The sequence below is a fragment of the Psychrobacter sp. L7 genome, assembly GCF_002810365.1.
In the GTDB taxonomy this organism is placed as follows: domain Bacteria; phylum Pseudomonadota; class Gammaproteobacteria; order Pseudomonadales; family Moraxellaceae; genus Psychrobacter; species Psychrobacter celer.
Genome location: NZ_NEXR01000001.1, coordinates 22,190 through 38,151, shown reverse-complemented (window position 1 = coordinate 38,151; position 15,962 = coordinate 22,190). Strand labels below are relative to the sequence as shown.

Here is a 15,962-nt window from a genome sequence, read left to right as displayed (position 1 = left end):
TAGAGATGACTGATTTACTGCCGCTAGTATAACAAATCCCTACCAGTAGTGGGGAGACGACTTATAGCAGAGGGGTAAGGACTTGGATGTGGAGAGGTAATAGTGGGGGGTTAAAGGCTTAGAATTGCTACGCTCTTGAAACGGCGCGCTCAGCAGAAAAAAGACCTCAGCGGTGTGATCTGAGGTCTTTTGATAAGGTTAAATAGCAGTTGGTTTTACTCGGTTAATTGCAGCGTATCGTCCACCGCTTGAGCTGCAATCTCACCGGCACTAAACGGCAGGCGAATCCAGTCTTTTGCAGCGTAACGCCGCGTCTGGTCACGGTGATAAGGGCGTGTGCTATCCGCGGATTGCGAATACGCCAGTAAGGCGTTGACCACAGGGCCTTTGTCATCAAACGTCACCGCTTGCATATATGTCGGGCCGTTATTGATAAAGGCATACTCACTGGCATCGGCGTTTGGTGCTGGGCCGCGCGCTACGTTAAAGACGCCTTCACGTCCTTGGCCACCATGCATCGGAATACGCTCGTTGTTTTTGCTGGCATCAAGGGTGTATTGTAGCTCGCCCAATGTGGCATCGAGCGCCACGCCATTGTTTTGAAAATAGGCAATCGCATCTGCCAAGGCGGTACGGGTGCCCGCTGTGATTTTAAGATCGCGCGGTGTGTTGATAGGGTCAGACTCATCAAACGGCACAGCAAAGGCATCATCAGTGGTTTCGGTAAAGTCGACATTGCGCCAAAACTCTCTAAAGACATGAGCGCCCCTACTGCCTAAGTTATTACGGCGGTCCCAATTGCTCAGCACTGTGCAGGCTTGGGTCGCGTCGATACTGCCACCGCTCGATAACGTCAGCACCGGATTGGCGACGCAGTCAGCGAGGACATCGTCAAGCACTAGCTCCGCGACATAACTGCGGTTGCCATAGACCACTTGTTGGAGGTTTTCTAGAGTAAAGGTGTCGCCGCCTAACCCATCTGAGTTGTCCAAACGGTCAAATATTTGCTGAAAACCCATACGCGTGCGCATCAATAATGGTACGCCATCTGGTAGATTGGCCGAGATAAAGGGGGCTAAGCGCCGACGCAGTAGTGGTGAAAAATCAGTCAATGGCTGGTTTGGATTGCTAAACCAATAGCTGTCATTGGAGTTGGCCACATAATCATCACGTATCAAAAAAGGTAGGTTTGATGCGCCAAAAATCCCAGCTTGCGGCGAATCTGCATCATTGCCCCATTCACAAGCGGCCTTACTACCATTGAGCGCGGGTAAATCAAAACTGACAATGCCTTGTAAAAACGGCTGTCCTGCGATGCAGCTCTTTAGCTTGTCTGCGGTCACATGAGGGACGGTTGAGATATCAGCGTACAAGGCTTTGCCATGTCTATCCGCAGCGATGGTATTAACAAACCCAAGCCCGACGGTGTCTTGCATACGCTCTTTTAAATCTTCGACACTATCGGCTTTATTCATACTAAGCCATTGGTTAAGTGAGCGCGGGTTTTCTGAGGCAGCATCACGAATGGTAAAGGCCAGATTGTTACTGCCCCATGCTGGCAGGAGACCATTGACGGTGTTGACCGCGAGCATCGGGCCATAGTGCGACAGATAGATGGGCTGAGTCAGGCTGTCGTTGTCAGGCAGCTGGATTGTCACATCGACTTTTTTGATGTCGCGCTTCTCAACAGTACCTTCAGTGTTTTCATAGGTATATTTCATCGGATTGCCATCGACTAGGTTAAGCTGATAGAGCGTAAAGCGTTTGGCGGTAGAGACGGTATGACTCCAAGCGACGTCTTTATTAAACCCAATATTGGGAAATGGCTGACCTTGCTGAGCGGCGCCCATGACGTCTAGCTCGCCCGGCAAGGTGAGATGAAATTGATAAAAACGCTGTACGCCATCCCAAGGCTCGTGCGGGTTGCCATAGAGAATGCCGCGCTGGGTGCCGGTGACCTCACTGCCCAAGGCATAAGCATTACTGCCGCCATCCATCACATTGATGGTGGTCATATCAAAATCAAAGCCCGCCGCCAGCTCTGATGCTGAGGCCGATGAAGATGAGGATGAAGATGAAGATGAAGAGGAGTATAGCGATGTCTCTGATGCCGCACCTGAGCTGGTAGGCAGCCTACGGCTCGTCATAGCAGTATCTACTGCAGGCGGGGCTGCAGCGACGATGGGCGCAACAAAATTGGCAAGACCGCCGCGCAAGTTGGCCTTGCCATAAAGCGCAAGCAAGTCATCGGTATCGATTTCTTGTACCCATGGCGCGCCTGCACATTCAGGGTCGATGTTGTCCACCCCTGTATCGCGCAAGTAGCGGCTATAGCCTGCCGCATAGCCTGCTACGGCATCAAGTACTTCTGGCTGTTGGGCGGTCAAAAACTGCTGGCGTTTGGCAGGCGAGTTGTACCAGGTATAAAACACATCGCTGGTGACATCACCGTCCTCGCCCAGATAGAGCATGCTCTGACCACGAGCAACCACGATTTCGCGGGCCAGCGAGCAGATGTTGTCTTCGGCAAAGGCATAACCAACGCCGTATCCTAGGCTTTTATAGTCTTTTGCGGTGATATGCGGGATGCCAAACTCGGTGCGCTGAATGTCCACCTCGTAGGTGGTCGTGGGCTGGGCGGTATCAGTGTTATTAAAACTATTGTCACTATCCGAACAACCGAATAGAGCTAAGGAGACGGCCACTGTCAGTAGCGTAAGGGTCGGCACACGCCGATTAAGCGCATTGATGCTCATAACTTATCCATCCTTGGTTGGTTAAAAAAAGCGTGGTACATAAAGCTCGACTCAATCAGCTTTATGAGGCAATAACATCCTTTTATTGCTCATGCGTTTAAGACTAGGGTTGAGATTAAGACGCATCTATTCATCATATAACAATATAGAAGCGTGATGCTAGCGCTTACGCCTTATTTAATGCATCAGTATTGAGTGATATTAAAACCGAAGATGAAGAGAGTGAAACACGACATTTGCGCACTGATAAATAATGTTTTATTATCGATTGATTCCCTATGTTAGGAAGTACTGATGTCGTTTGCCCAAGTCTATACCCGCTCAGTCGTCGGACTGCATGCCCCCAAGGTCATCATTGAGGTGCATTTATCGCAAGGATTGCCTGCACTCACCATTGTGGGTTTGCCAGAAGCGGCCGTCCGTGAGAGTAAGGATCGCGTACGCTCCGCCATCTTAAACTCGGGCTTTCAGTTTCCCAATCGTCGTCTGACCATCAACCTAGCGCCAGCGGACCTGCCAAAAGATGGCGCGCGGCTGGATTTGCCGATTGCGATTGGTATCTTAGCGGCGAGTGGTCAGATCGAACCTGAAGGCTTGTCCGCGTTTGAGTTTATCGGCGAGCTGGCGCTAAATGGCGAGCTGCGCCAAGTCAGCGGCAGTCTGGCAGTAGCACGGGCGATAAAAGCAGAGGGGGTAACGGCGCGGTTAGGGCAAATGACCACGACAGCTGACCCAAAAGGCTGCGCGCAAAAACTGCCGCAGTTGATCGTGCCCATGGATAATGGTGCTGAGGCCAGCCGCGTCGAGGGTGTAAATGTATTGGCCGCCGAAAGCTTACAGGCAGTGTGTGAGCACTTACAGTCACTGACTGACCCAAACGCGACCTCTCAGCGTTTACCCATTGTCACGCCCAGCACCGTGCAGCGGCATGTCGGCTATCAGGTAGATTTGGCTGATGTCAAAGGCCAGCATCATGCCAGACGGGCATTAGAGATTGCGGCAGCAGGCGGTCATTCGTTACTGTTTACAGGGCCGCCTGGCTCTGGCAAGACGCTGATGGCATCGAGATTGCCGACCATCTTGCCAGATTTGAGTGATGAGGAGGCGCTGGAGGTAGCCAGCACTTACTCGGTGGCAGACAGTGATTATGATTATGGTACACGGCCCTTTCGTCAAGTGCATCACACCATATCGGCGGTGGCGCTGGTGGGCGGTGGCTCACGTCCGAAACCTGGTGAAATAACACTTGCTGATAAGGGGGTTTTATTTCTCGATGAGCTACCAGAGTTTGATCGTACTGTGCTCGAGGTCTTGCGTCAGCCGTTGGAGGCCAAGCAAATCACCATCAGCCGTGCCAACTCACAAATGACCTTTCCGGCCAGCTTTCAGCTCGTAGCGGCGATGAACCCTTGCCCATGTGGTTATGACGGTGATGGCTCGGGACGCTGCCGCTGTCGACCTGAGCAGATCAAGCGCTATCAAGACAAACTCTCAGGGCCGCTACTCGATCGTATTGATTTGCACATCACTGTACCTGCACTACCCATCGCAGACTTGCAGAGCGCGCAGACAGGCGAAACCTCCGCACAAGTCCGCGAGCGTGTCGCCGCCGCGCATCAACGCCAAATAACGCGGCAACACAAGGTCAATAATGCACTGAGCCCAAGCGAGATCGATAAGTATGTGCCACTGGGCGAGGGCGAGCAGCAACTGTTGCAGTTGGCTCAGCAGCGACTTAATTTATCGGCGCGTGGCTATCATAGAGTCTTACGCGTTGCTCGCACCATTGCCGATCTTGCCGCTAGTCAAGATGTCACCAGCGCTCATTTGTCCGAGGCGCTCAGCTATCGAGGCAAAGCATAACAGCAAATCAGGATCGCTTAAGTTAAAGTCTTATAGGCTGTGTTTTATTGCTTACGCATCGTTTTGCAAGATCCATTGCACCAAGGTGGCAAAGTCATCGAATGCATGGGTGGGATTTAGCTTACGAATATCTTGTCCATAGTTGTAGCCATAAGACAGCCCCAGCGTGTCCATACCGGCGTTTTGGCCGGCCAAGATATCATTTCTAGAGTCGCCTATCATGATGGCTTGTGCTGGCGTGACGCCCAGCGTTTGGCAGACATGTAGCAGCGGCGCGGCATCTGGTTTTTTTTGCGCTAAGCTATCGCCGCCGAGCACGGCACTAAACAGCTCTTGCCAGCCAAAGGACTGTAAGATTTTTGGGACAAAACCAATGGGCTTGTTGGTGACCAAAGCCAGTGTGTAGCCCGCTGCTCTTAGTTGTTTGAGACCATCATCGACGTCTGGATAGGCGACCGTTTTGCTACCGCTAATGTCTTTATAAGCCGTAAAAAACACCGCTTCGGCGTGATCTAGAGTGTCTGTATTTAGCTCGTCTTCTAGCACCTCTATTTTGCCGACCAAGGCACGTGCCACCAGCATGCGTGAGCCGTTGCCGACCCAATTACGTATGGTATCAATAGGGTAGGTGTCTTTGCCAAGTGTGCTCAGCATGGCGTTTACGGCATCTGCCAAGTCTGGTACGCTATCGATGAGCGTACCATCAAAATCAAAAATCAACAGTTGCTTATCCATTATTCCTCTCGGTTTCGTGTTGCTATAGCGGATTTAAGATAGCTTCGATGTCAAACAATACCAAACAATATAAGGCAAGGCAGGCAAGCGACAGTGTGCAATGAGTTGGGGCACTGCAAGCGAGCCAAGCGCTGTATTGATTTTATGCAAGGATAGCTATCTTGATCGTCTGTGCTACCATAGCACAGCTAAGCTTTTGCACCCACTGTTATGCAGGCTTGAATATCGCTAGTCGACATCTTTATAGCGCTCGCGGTGCGCTTTTTTCATTTGTAGATAGGTGTCATTTTTACGGCACGCGTCCCATTTCTGTTTAAAAATACGAGCGGACTCTGCTTTGATAGGGTCCTCTTGCTGCCGCGGTAACTCTTCGCGGCCATGCGCGCCGCTTTGGCCTTTTTTATCGTCAGGTACCGGCCCTTTGTATTTTTTGCCGCCCTTGTGATTGGCGTAGCGCCGCGCGCGTGTGTAGCCCATTTGGATAAACTTGCGCGCCATGTCAGCACCGACAAAATCATCCTTCGCCAAGTAATCCAAAAACATCTGATAAATCGTTTCGCTACTTTGCTTGGCAACCTCAGGGGTGGCAAAGCGCCAGTGCGGCAAAATCTCAGACTTATAAGGCTCGACCAACAGCACGCCTTGCTCGCCGCGCCCGACTCGGTATAGCTCAGGCTGCGCGCGTAGGTCTAGGTTTTTATAATCTAAGTCATAATCAAACTCTCGCATCGTGCCCTTATCCTTTGTATGATGTTTACGGCTACTATCGAGTATACTGAGCGCAGCTGTCTAAAAAACAGCGCAAAAGTGTTATACAACCGTGACAGTGAGCGATTACTATATGAGTCACCGCTGCTGGCTTTATCGCTAAGGCCAGCATTAGATAGCGTTTGATGATTATTGAGTAGGTCAAAACCATGACAATAAAACGTATAAAACCATGTGGCATCACCTCGATTTTATGTTCAAAATACAGGTTGGGTGTCGCGGCGCTACTCATCAGTGTGCTCAGTAGCACGGCGGCATATGGCGCGTGGTTTGAGCGTTTTATCCCGCAGGGTGAGACCTATACCGTACGAGAGATAGACCGTGACTTGGCCTTTGTGATTGATGGTTTTATCTATGATGCGCGCACGTCGTGTTTTTTGGCGGTGGGGGATCGGGTGGTGTTTTTTGAGGGGCGTCATGGTATTGATTACCGCGCCACGGTGTATGATTTGGATTCGCGCGAGCGCTGTGAGCTGTTATTGCGTGGTAGGCTATACCAGCGTTAAGTGAGTATTAATCCATAAAAATCAGCCATAAAAAAACCCCAAACATTTCTCAATGTTTGGGGTTTTAGAATCTAGTAAACGAATGGTGGCTCGAGGCAGGATCGAACTGCCGACACACGGATTTTCAATCCGTTGCTCTACCTACTGAGCTATCGAGCCGTCTTCGTTGAGGCGCTATTAAACTAAATATCGCCGCTGCTGTCAAGGGGTTTTTGCATTATATGTGATAAAAGTCTCTATATCCGTCAATATAAGCGAAATAATCGGGTTTTGTCTTACTTTGAGTGATTGAATTGAGGACACGCCCTAGTTTTTGACGCGCAGCAGCTCATACTCGCTCATGATACGATGAATAGCATCATCGGCAGGGACGAACTCTCGCACGCCTTTTTTGACCTCGGCATCATACACCAGTTTGATAAACTTGGCATCAATCGCGCGTTTGCGGTTTTCTGGATGTACGGTGAGGTATTGCAGGCGTTTGGCATTGGTTTGCCCGTCATCGAAGCAAGCCACCGCGGCGATGGGCTTATCATTAAACATACCGATGTATAGATATTGCCCACGGCTAAATCCTTGCTCAACGAGCCGAAGCACCTCTGCACCACTAGGCTGGGTCTCATCGCTGTCATATAGTGCCGCCAAGCGCTCGGCCAGCTCATTGTCGCGTGCAGGTTTTTTGATCAGCGGGGCGTCTAAGCGGTTGATGGCAATGGCTTCTAAAGGCATGGCAGTTGTTCCTATCAAAAATGGAATATTATAAGTAGACAGTGATAAGGTCAGGTCGGTATAAACAAGATAGCACGCGGCATCACAGCGTCACAGCATTGATGATTGATAAAACTCAATGCACTATTTTAGCAGAATACGCAGATTTTGTGCGTGGTTTGGCGCTTGGCCGTGGCGGTCGTGGTTAGGGTTTGCTATGATGCAGGTAGGCCGCGTATTGTCTCTGGCAGACAGACTGCATTTAGCTCATGCGCGCCAGCCATATTTTAGTCTTTTTTAATCTTTTGTAATTGACAGACTTTGTTGACACCGCTCGCAACGTACGAGTGTTTATTGGACGTTTATCGTCCTATTTTATTGAGCACATTTTATTGACCGCTTTTATTGATAGAGAGTAGCCATGACAGCCAATTCGACCACCCATACCCCTGAACAATCCCTGCCACAAACCCCAAACCTACATGGCCGTCCAGCGCGCACCGCCACCGTCGAGCGCAATACCGCTGAGACCCAAGTCAAATGTACGGTCAATCTCGATGGCACCGGTCAAGGCGTCGTCGACACAGGGGTGCCGTTTTTGGATCATATGATCGATCAAATCAAGCGTCATGGTCTCTTTGATCTGGATATAAAATGTACAGGCGATACCTATATCGATGACCATCACAGCGTCGAGGACACAGGTATCACCCTTGGGCAGGCATTTGCCAAAGCGCTCGGCGACAAAAAAGGCATTCGTCGTTATGGGCATTTTTATGCGCCGCTCGATGAGTCATTGACTCGCGCGGTCGTCGATCTCTCAGGGCGTCCAGGCCTGCATATGGATATTCCATTTACCCGCTCACATGTCGGCAAGTTCGATGTCGATCTGTTTAGCGAATTCTTTTACGGCTTTGTCAACCACTCATGGATGACCGTGCATTTGGACAATCTTAAAGGCAAAAACAGCCATCACCAAATCGAGTCGACCTTTAAAGCCTTTGCTCGCGCCCTGCGTATGGCCTGTGAATATGATGAGCGTGCGTTGAATACGCTACCGTCGACCAAAGAGGCGTTTTAAGGATAGGTGCGGTGCTGCTACGGTCATAGCCGCGCTTATTGCACGGCTTGTACCGTTGGCGCTTTTGCTCGTAGCAGGATTTATCTGTACCTCATCCGCTGTTATCAAATATAATAAAAACGATTCAAAAACGAGAACCAATCAATGACCAAAATCGCCTTATTAGATTACGGCATGGGTAATTTGCACTCAGCTGGCAAAGCATTGTCAGCGGTAGGGGCAGACGTCTCTATCACCAATGACCCAAAAGTCGTCGCTGCTGCCGACAAAATCGTCTTCCCCGGTGTCGGTGCCATGCGCGACTGTATGGCTGGTATGGCCGATGCGGGTATCGATGATGTCGTACGCGACGCGATCTTTAACAAACCCGTGATGGCCATTTGTGTCGGTATGCAAGCGCTGTTTGAGCAATCGGCAGAAAATGGCGGCACAAATTGCCTAGGCATCCTAAATGGTAGCGTAGAAGCCTTTGATCCGGCGTGGACAGACGAGCAAGGCGCGACGATTAAAGTGCCGCACATGGGCTGGAATACCGTTAGCGGTATGGACTTTCACCATCCATTGTGGCGCGGTATCGATGATCATGCGTATTTTTATTTTGTGCACAGTTATTACTGCGCGCCTGCCGATAGCGCACAAGTGGCCGCTGTCTGTGACTATGGTCAGCCGTTTTGTGCCAGCGTGGTCCAAGACAACTTGTTTGCCACCCAGTTTCACCCCGAAAAAAGCCATACCGCAGGCTTGCAGCTATTAAAAAACTTTGTGGAGTGGGATATATAGCCTGACAACGCTGTCTTTTTCATCAGTAGTCACGCTGAACAGATATCAGTTTGAAAGGCGAGTCGACGGCGTTGCTCATTTTTTATTGGCCGCAGCTATTGCTTGCTGTTATGTATGGAAAACACCAGTGGATTTTACCGCCTTTAAAATCAATATCATCGACGTCACAGGCCTAGCCAAAGATGCGCTGCACATCTATGTCGGTGTCGGGGTATATCTGCTGTGCCTGCTGATACTGCGCCCTCTTATCAAAAACCAAAATCTCAGAGCTTTTATGGCACTGCTGGTGGTGGTGAGCGTGGCGCTGCTCGGGGAGTATCTGGATAATCGCCATATCATCATTCCAAAAGGGGTGTTTGCGCTGGGAGTCTTGGATATCAAAGCCAGCCTACACGACCTGATAAACACCTGCCTGCTGCCCTTGGTGCTTTATGCGGCCAATAAATGGCTAAAAATATTTCAGCCCACCCCCCATACCAAAGCCTTACTCAAGCGCCATAAAAAAATGGACGGCTAGCTTTTGCTGTCGCCCGTCACTATAGTCAATCCGATATAAAAACGGTACAGCGAGAAGACACGTGGTTTCTCGTAGCCTTGAGCGGCGCAGGCACAGCACGCAAGAAAAATTTGTACCGGTTGCAGGCTCATAAGCGGCCTTATCTTTACAAAGCTTACGAAACATAAAAAGTCTCGTCTATTTCACGTCTCCTTATTTTGCTACTTTACAGGTGTCATCTTTTTTGATGAGGCTAATACAAGTCATAAAACTATAAGCAATAAAAAAGGAAGTACGATGAATATCCAAGAGCTATTAGACAAAGCCAAAGATACGTTAGACAAGGCCAAAGACACCTTGGGGTTAGAGCCGCAAGAGATAGAGGCAGGCGTTTTTATACCCTCCCCATCCTCGCTAAAAATAGCCGCACCGAGTAAGACCAACTACGATCATACCGAGTACGACGACCCCTATACCGGCGATAAAAAAATCATGATGGTCTGTACCCAAGAGCAGTATATGACCATGAAAAACGGTAATAAATTTAAGACCGGTAATCACCCTGTAGAGATGATGGTGCCGTTATTACACTTTAAGCAAGCAGGCTTCGATATCGATGTATTTACCCCAACCGGCAAGGCTGTAAAAGTCGAGCAGTGGGCGATGCCAGAAGATGATGACGACGTCAAACAACTCTATAGCGAGTACGAGACCAAGTTTGAAAGTCCAAAAAGTATCGCGGATTTTGTCAAAAATGACATGGCTGATAGCGATGCCAGTGATGACTATGCAGCGATTTTTATCCCTGGTGGTCATGGCGCGATGCTCGGCCTGCCGGAGGATAAAAACCTTGGTGAGTTGCTACGCTGGGCGTATAAAAACGATTTGTTTACCTTAGCGATTTGTCATGGACCAGCAGCGTTATTGGCGGCTAATCTAGATAGCCCTCACCGCTCTGATAAAAAGGCAAATCAAGACGATGCTGGCAGTCGCGACTTTATCTATAAGGGCTATAAAATGGTGGCGTTCCCCACTGCGATGGACAAGCAAATGCCAAAAATTGGTTATTTGCCGGGTGATTTAACGTGGTACTTTGCGGATAAGTTAGAAGATTTAGGCGTTACCATTGACAATAAACTGGCCTCGGGGCAAACGCATCAAGATCGTAAGCTAATCTCAGGTGATGGGCCGCTCGCAGCCAATGACTTTGGTAAGATAAGCGCCAAAGCGTTGCTAAACGCGCTTAATTAACAGGTTTTGATGCGTTTAATCCAAAAAAAACGGACTATTTATTAGTCCGTTTTTTACATTCAAAAAGAGCAGGTTTTACTTAGCCTCATCATATAGCTTTCGTACCACCTCACCAATCACTGCAATGCCTTTGGCCAACGTGTCCTCATCCGCCGCGATACTCATGCGAATACACTCATGCGCATGCTGATAATCACTGACATCGACACCAGGGAAGAAATACTGACTTGGGACGATAAGCGTGCCTTTTTCTTTTAGGCGTTCGTACAGCTCAAGCGTGGTAATCGGCAAGTCCTTAAACCATAACCACAGAAATATTGCACCCTCAGGCTTATGAATCGATAACGGATAGTCGCCCAGCTCGCTCTTTAGTAGCGCAACCGCAGTTTTTGCTTGCTGCTGATAAAACGGCTTAATCTCGTTATCCGACAAGTCTTTAATGGCATCGTTTTCGACCAGAGGCGTGGCGATAGACGCCCCAAAGCGCGTGGGCGAGAGATTGACCACCGCATTCATCGCGCTGACCGCTGCAGTGACCTCAGGCGCGGCCACGATAACTCCCGTACGCACCCCCGGCAAGCCAATCTTGGATAGGCTAAAACACAAAATGGTATTGTCATCCCAATTGAGCGTGACGTCTGAATAAATAATATTGGGGAAGGGCATACCATAAGCGTTATCGATGATCAGTGGTACCTCATAGCGACGCGCAATCTTGGCCAAGCGCGCCATTTCTTCATCGGTCAACACATTACCGGTTGGGTTGGTCGGGCGTGAGCAGCAAATCGCGCCAATACGGCCTTCGGTCAGCGCAGGCAAGCTCTCTAACGCCTCAAAATCCACGCGATATTTAAAGAAGCCCTCTTCGCCCTCATGCGTCACTTCTTCAATATGCGGCAACACAGCGGTAAAGTGCTGACCCTCTATATGCACGTCACTATAGCCGATATATTCAGGCGTCAGCGGCAATAAAATGGATTTATCGCTAGACGCGTTTTTTTCGTCAACGAAAGCGCCGCCAAACAAATTAAACAAAAAGAAAAACGCATTTTGTGAGCCATTGGTCAGCGCGATATTGTCCGCCGTGAGATTCCAATCATAATGGCGATTAAAGAAGCCCACCAACGCCTCGATAAAGGCGGCATCGCCTTGCGGATTGGAGTAATTGGCCATACTGATGATTGAGGTACTATTTGCTTCGCCTGTATCGTTATCATTGCCAAGCTCTCGATACGTCTGCAAAAACAGCTCGTTGACCGCATCGATCCGCGCCGGATTGCCACCACCGAGCATATTGACTGGCTGATCGCTTTTAAGCGCATCGCCTAGATCGTCCATAAGCTGAGAGATGCCGGTCGGCTGGGTAAATTTCTGACCAAACTTGGAGAATTTCATAAGGTTACCGTGCTGTTTTAGAGAAGTATAAGGGAGAATTTAATCGATAAAGTTAGGCTAGTATAGCAAAAGGTTTCTATAAAATAAGCAATCTGCGCGGCTGATATTGGTTTATATAGTTGTGTCTTAAGTAAAAAAACGCCCACTATATCCATAGCGTGCGTTTTGGTTTGAGGGTTTAGGAATTCAGGGATTTGGGGCGGAATTCTTGCAAAGCTAAAATTGAATACAATTTTTTAACGCTTCTCAAACCATCGCCCGTACTCGTGCCATAATCCCGCGTCCAATCACCAAGCGCACATAAATGATCGCAATACCCAGCAGCAGGGCGAGCAGCAGCCCGCCGCCAATGCTTAAGCTCATCCACGGCACACTATAGCGTAAGTCAAACCATTGGGTAATCGCAAACCACGCGCCAACGCTGGCGATAACCACCGCAAATGTCGCCGCACTAATCCCAAGCACGCCAAGCTCTAAGATATTGAGCATATATAAATCGCGCTTTTGCATCCCCAGCAGGCGAAATGAGGCGCTCTCGGTCATACGGTCCTGTGAGGTGGACAGCAGCGAGCTGATCAATACCATGACGCCTGTTAGCAATGCCAGTAGGGTGAAGACATAGACCAAGCGGCTCATTTGCACGACCAAATCTTGGACTTGCTCGGCGATAGCGGTACCGTCAATGGTGGTGACAGCAGGGAACTTGCGTACCAGCTGACCTTGTACCTCGGCGATACGGTCCTCAGGGATATGCGCGGTGGCAAACTGGATTTGCGGCGCGCTGGACAGCACCGATGGCTCAAACAAAAAATAAAAATACGGACTCGGGCCACGCTCGAAGCGCGAGCGGATACTGGTGATTTGCCCGACGATTTTGATCCCTTGGATATTAAAAATGATCTCGTCGCCCATGTCGACATTGAGCAAACTGGCGGCCGTATCCAAGATAGATAGGGGCGCTATGGTCTGCGCGGCGTTGCCATTATCGGGATGATCGGTGGTGATAGGCGCATAGAGCGCGTTTTTTTCTAGAGAATCAGTGATGAACTCAGTATCCATCACCGTGTCGGCGTAGCTTAAATTAAACACTCGCGCCGGATTATCAAAGCCTTCTGTAGGCTCGATATCTTGTACAGGCACACCGCCAGCGGTGACGATACGCGCGCGAATAACGGGGTAATAGCTGACCGGTGCGCCAATGATGTTATTAATCGCGTCGTGTTGTTCGCTTTGCACATCGAGCAAAAATATATTGGGCGCGTCTGCAGGGTAGGTGTTGATAAACTGCTCGTTGATACTGTGATTAAGCGTGGTGATAAGTGTTAGGACGGCGACCGACAGCGATAAGGTGACAAAAAACAGCGCCGATTGGTTGCCTTTGCGCGCCAAATTATGAATGGCGATACGCTGCATCCAGCTGATACGGTGGCGCGAGGCCAGTTGTGCCAAGAGCCATAGCCAGCCACGAGCAAGCAGCCAAAATATCGCGACAAAGCCAATCAGGCCGATCAGCAGCTGCGCGCCCAGTAGCCACGAGCCCACTTCATAAGCAAAAAACACATACAGACTTGTTAGCATCAGCCCGTACCATAGTATAGGCAGGCGTCGATACCATGGCAGGTTTTGATTGGACTGACTTGCGCCTTGATTGAGCAAGGTGGCAGGTTTGGTGTGGTTCAGCGGGCGTAAACCGCGCTGGGCGATGACAAAGCTCAAGAGCAGCGCGATGATGATGGTTTTTAGGACGCTAATGGGGTTGATCGCTAGCGCCACATCGGCAGGTAAGATAGCGCCAAGGTAAGGCTGACTGACCTGTAGTAAGCCGGCACCAAGGATACTCGCTGCGATACAAGCGATGATGGTGGTCGTAAGTAGTAACTGATAGTAGCTGCGTTTGAGCGAGGCAAGCGGCTCACCTAAGGCTAGGCGAATGGCGTTGCTTGGCTGCTCTTTGCTGACAAAGGCACTAATCACCCCATACATCGCCACCGCCGAGAGCAGGAGGACGGCGATGACCAATAGCTTTAAAAACATCAACACATTATCAGAGATACGCGAGACAGACGTATCCGCTGACTTGGCGTCAGACAGCTCGATATCAGGATGGCTTACGAGTAGCTGCTCAAGCGTTGCGTGCTGCGCCGCTATCGTCTCGGCATCTCCTGCCATCTCGATACGGTAGTTGACACGGCTGCGCTGCCCCAATAGGTTGGTGGCTGCCAGCGCTTGTTGCTGTATCAAGACCCGCCCGCCAAAGCCAAAGGCACTTAAAGGGCGATCTGGCTCTTTGGTCAGTACATCACGGATGGTAAAGCGTCCATCACCGATGGTGACGACATCGCCGACGGTAGCGCCAAGACCATTTAGCACCTCTGGCGCGACGATGATGCTATCGGCTGTCAGCTGTTGCCACAGCGGTTGTCCGGAGGCCAGCTCGACGTCGCCATATAATGGATAAGCAGGAGAGACGGCTTTGAGCTGTGTCAGCAATGTCTGCTCTGCGCTCACCACCATCGCACTAAACTGATGGTCGTAGACGACTTGGCTGGCAGGCAGGGTGTTGACTTGTGCCATGACCTCGCTTGGCCAGTCTTGTTTGCTGTTGAGTATCAGATCGCCGCCGACCAGCGCTCGCTGATTGTCAGTGATGTAGCGATCGACGGACTGCTGGATAGAGTCCAGAGTCAGATAAGTGGCCAGCGATAGTGTCAGCGTCAGTAAAAACAATACCGGATACACCCAGCGTCGCCACCAGCTACGGGTGAGGGCTTGCGCGCCTAACGTGCGAGTAAATAGCTGACCTATCAGGCCATGAGGCTGGGTTGTAGCAGACTGAGTTGTAGCAGCGCTTGGTTTATTTTTCATCAGCGTTTGACCCATCTATCATACCATCATGCATGGTGATGACTCGATCGGCCATGTCAGCGAGTGCTGGATCATGCGTCACGACGACCAGCGCCGAGCCTGTCTGCGCACGCAAGTCTAGCAATAGCTGCATGACCTGCTCGGCGTTTTGCTCATCCAAGTTACCTGTCGGCTCATCGGCAAAGACAATCTTTGGCTGGGCGACCAGCGCGCGCGCCACCGCTGTGCGCTGCTGCTCACCGCCGGATAGTTGACTGGGCAAGCTATCACGTCGATGGCCGAGCCCGACTGCTTCGATTAAGGCATCGACCCGCGCAGGATCAGCACGACGCGCGATATCTAGCGGAAAAGCGATATTTTCGCGCACGCTCAAGGTCGGCAGTAGATGAAACGACTGAAAGACAAAGCCCATCTCGCGCTGACGAATCACCGCTAGCGCATCTTCATCAAGCGCGCTTAGCGTTTGTCCAGCCAGCGTAACCGAGCCACTATCGGGATAATCTAGCGCGGCCAGTAGACCCAGTAAGGTGGATTTACCTGAGCCTGATTTGCCCATAATCACCACAAATTCGCCGGCATCGACATGGATGCTGACGTCTTTGATGATGGCCAGTGATTGCTCACCGACTTGCACGGTTTTATGTAAATGCGCGGCACTGAGTATGGCGTTACTGGTAAATGTGGCGGTCATGGGACAGTTCCGGTTGGTTGGTTTAAGGCCATAAGGCATCGAAGTGAAGCAGCTACAGATAAGCGCC

General features: G+C 50.3%; 13 protein-coding genes and 1 tRNA gene. 6 read left to right on the top strand and 8 right to left on the bottom strand.

Features of this window, described 5'->3' with window-relative positions; all coding sequences use genetic code 11:
* Positions 1 to 215: 215 nt before the first annotated feature.
* A complete protein-coding gene (locus tag CAP50_RS00155) occupies positions 216 to 2,756 on the bottom strand; it encodes a penicillin acylase family protein (protein ID WP_100748578.1) in 2,541 nt (846 codons plus the stop codon).
* A gap of 294 nt (positions 2,757 to 3,050) precedes the next feature.
* Here CAP50_RS00155 and CAP50_RS00150 point away from each other — a divergent pair, with 294 nt between their 5' ends.
* Positions 3,051 to 4,619, top strand: coding sequence for a YifB family Mg chelatase-like AAA ATPase (locus CAP50_RS00150; protein WP_100748577.1), 1,569 nt, complete (start codon positions 3,051 to 3,053; stop codon positions 4,617 to 4,619).
* Between the two features lie 51 nt (positions 4,620 to 4,670).
* Here the strand turns inward: CAP50_RS00150 and CAP50_RS00145 are convergent, their stop codons facing one another.
* Positions 4,671 to 5,354, bottom strand: a complete 684-nt coding sequence (locus tag CAP50_RS00145; RefSeq protein WP_100748576.1) for a phosphoglycolate phosphatase — start codon at positions 5,352 to 5,354, stop codon at positions 4,671 to 4,673.
* 228 nt (positions 5,355 to 5,582) lie between these two features.
* Complete coding sequence (locus CAP50_RS00140; protein ID WP_100748575.1) at positions 5,583 to 6,083, bottom strand: DUF4385 domain-containing protein; 501 nt, start codon at positions 6,081 to 6,083, stop codon at positions 5,583 to 5,585.
* A gap of 188 nt (positions 6,084 to 6,271) precedes the next feature.
* Between CAP50_RS00140 and CAP50_RS00135 the strand changes: the two genes are divergently transcribed.
* Positions 6,272 to 6,628 (top strand): hypothetical protein, encoded by a 357-nt coding sequence (locus CAP50_RS00135; RefSeq protein WP_100748574.1) that lies wholly within the window; start codon positions 6,272 to 6,274, stop codon positions 6,626 to 6,628.
* Positions 6,629 to 6,711: 83 nt separating this feature from the next.
* On the opposite strand, the gene CAP50_RS00130 is transcribed toward CAP50_RS00135, so the two are convergent.
* Positions 6,712 to 6,787: transfer RNA gene (locus tag CAP50_RS00130), tRNA-Phe, on the bottom strand.
* Between the two features lie 147 nt (positions 6,788 to 6,934).
* Positions 6,935 to 7,357 (bottom strand): hypothetical protein, encoded by a 423-nt coding sequence (locus CAP50_RS00125; protein WP_100748573.1) that lies wholly within the window; start codon positions 7,355 to 7,357, stop codon positions 6,935 to 6,937.
* A 400-nt stretch (positions 7,358 to 7,757) separates the two neighbouring features.
* Between CAP50_RS00125 and hisB the strand changes: the two genes are divergently transcribed.
* The 4 genes from hisB (at position 7,758) to CAP50_RS00105 (ending at position 10,944) form a co-directional block, all read left to right on the top strand.
* Positions 7,758 to 8,417: an imidazoleglycerol-phosphate dehydratase HisB gene (gene hisB, locus CAP50_RS00120; RefSeq protein WP_241900585.1), complete on the top strand. Its 660-nt coding sequence runs from the start codon at positions 7,758 to 7,760 to the stop codon at positions 8,415 to 8,417.
* 144 nt (positions 8,418 to 8,561) lie between these two features.
* A complete protein-coding gene (hisH, locus tag CAP50_RS00115) occupies positions 8,562 to 9,197 on the top strand; it encodes an imidazole glycerol phosphate synthase subunit HisH (RefSeq protein ID WP_100748572.1) in 636 nt (211 codons plus the stop codon).
* A gap of 127 nt (positions 9,198 to 9,324) precedes the next feature.
* Positions 9,325 to 9,714 (top strand): hypothetical protein, encoded by a 390-nt coding sequence (locus CAP50_RS00110; protein ID WP_100748571.1) that lies wholly within the window; start codon positions 9,325 to 9,327, stop codon positions 9,712 to 9,714.
* 276 nt (positions 9,715 to 9,990) lie between these two features.
* Positions 9,991 to 10,944 (top strand): DJ-1/PfpI family protein, encoded by a 954-nt coding sequence (locus tag CAP50_RS00105; protein WP_100748570.1) that lies wholly within the window; start codon positions 9,991 to 9,993, stop codon positions 10,942 to 10,944.
* 75 nt (positions 10,945 to 11,019) lie between these two features.
* Here CAP50_RS00105 and CAP50_RS00100 read toward each other — a convergent pair whose 3' ends face one another.
* The 3 genes from CAP50_RS00100 to CAP50_RS00090 form a co-directional block, all read right to left on the bottom strand.
* Positions 11,020 to 12,339, bottom strand: a complete 1,320-nt coding sequence (locus CAP50_RS00100) for a valine--pyruvate transaminase (protein WP_100748569.1) — start codon at positions 12,337 to 12,339, stop codon at positions 11,020 to 11,022.
* A 246-nt stretch (positions 12,340 to 12,585) separates the two neighbouring features.
* Complete coding sequence (locus tag CAP50_RS00095) at positions 12,586 to 15,204, bottom strand: ABC transporter permease (protein ID WP_100748945.1); 2,619 nt, start codon at positions 15,202 to 15,204, stop codon at positions 12,586 to 12,588.
* Positions 15,194 to 15,895, bottom strand: a complete 702-nt coding sequence (locus CAP50_RS00090; protein WP_100748568.1) for an ABC transporter ATP-binding protein — start codon at positions 15,893 to 15,895, stop codon at positions 15,194 to 15,196. Before CAP50_RS00090 ends, CAP50_RS00095 begins: the two co-directional genes overlap by 11 nt.
* Positions 15,896 to 15,962 lie beyond the last annotated feature (67 nt).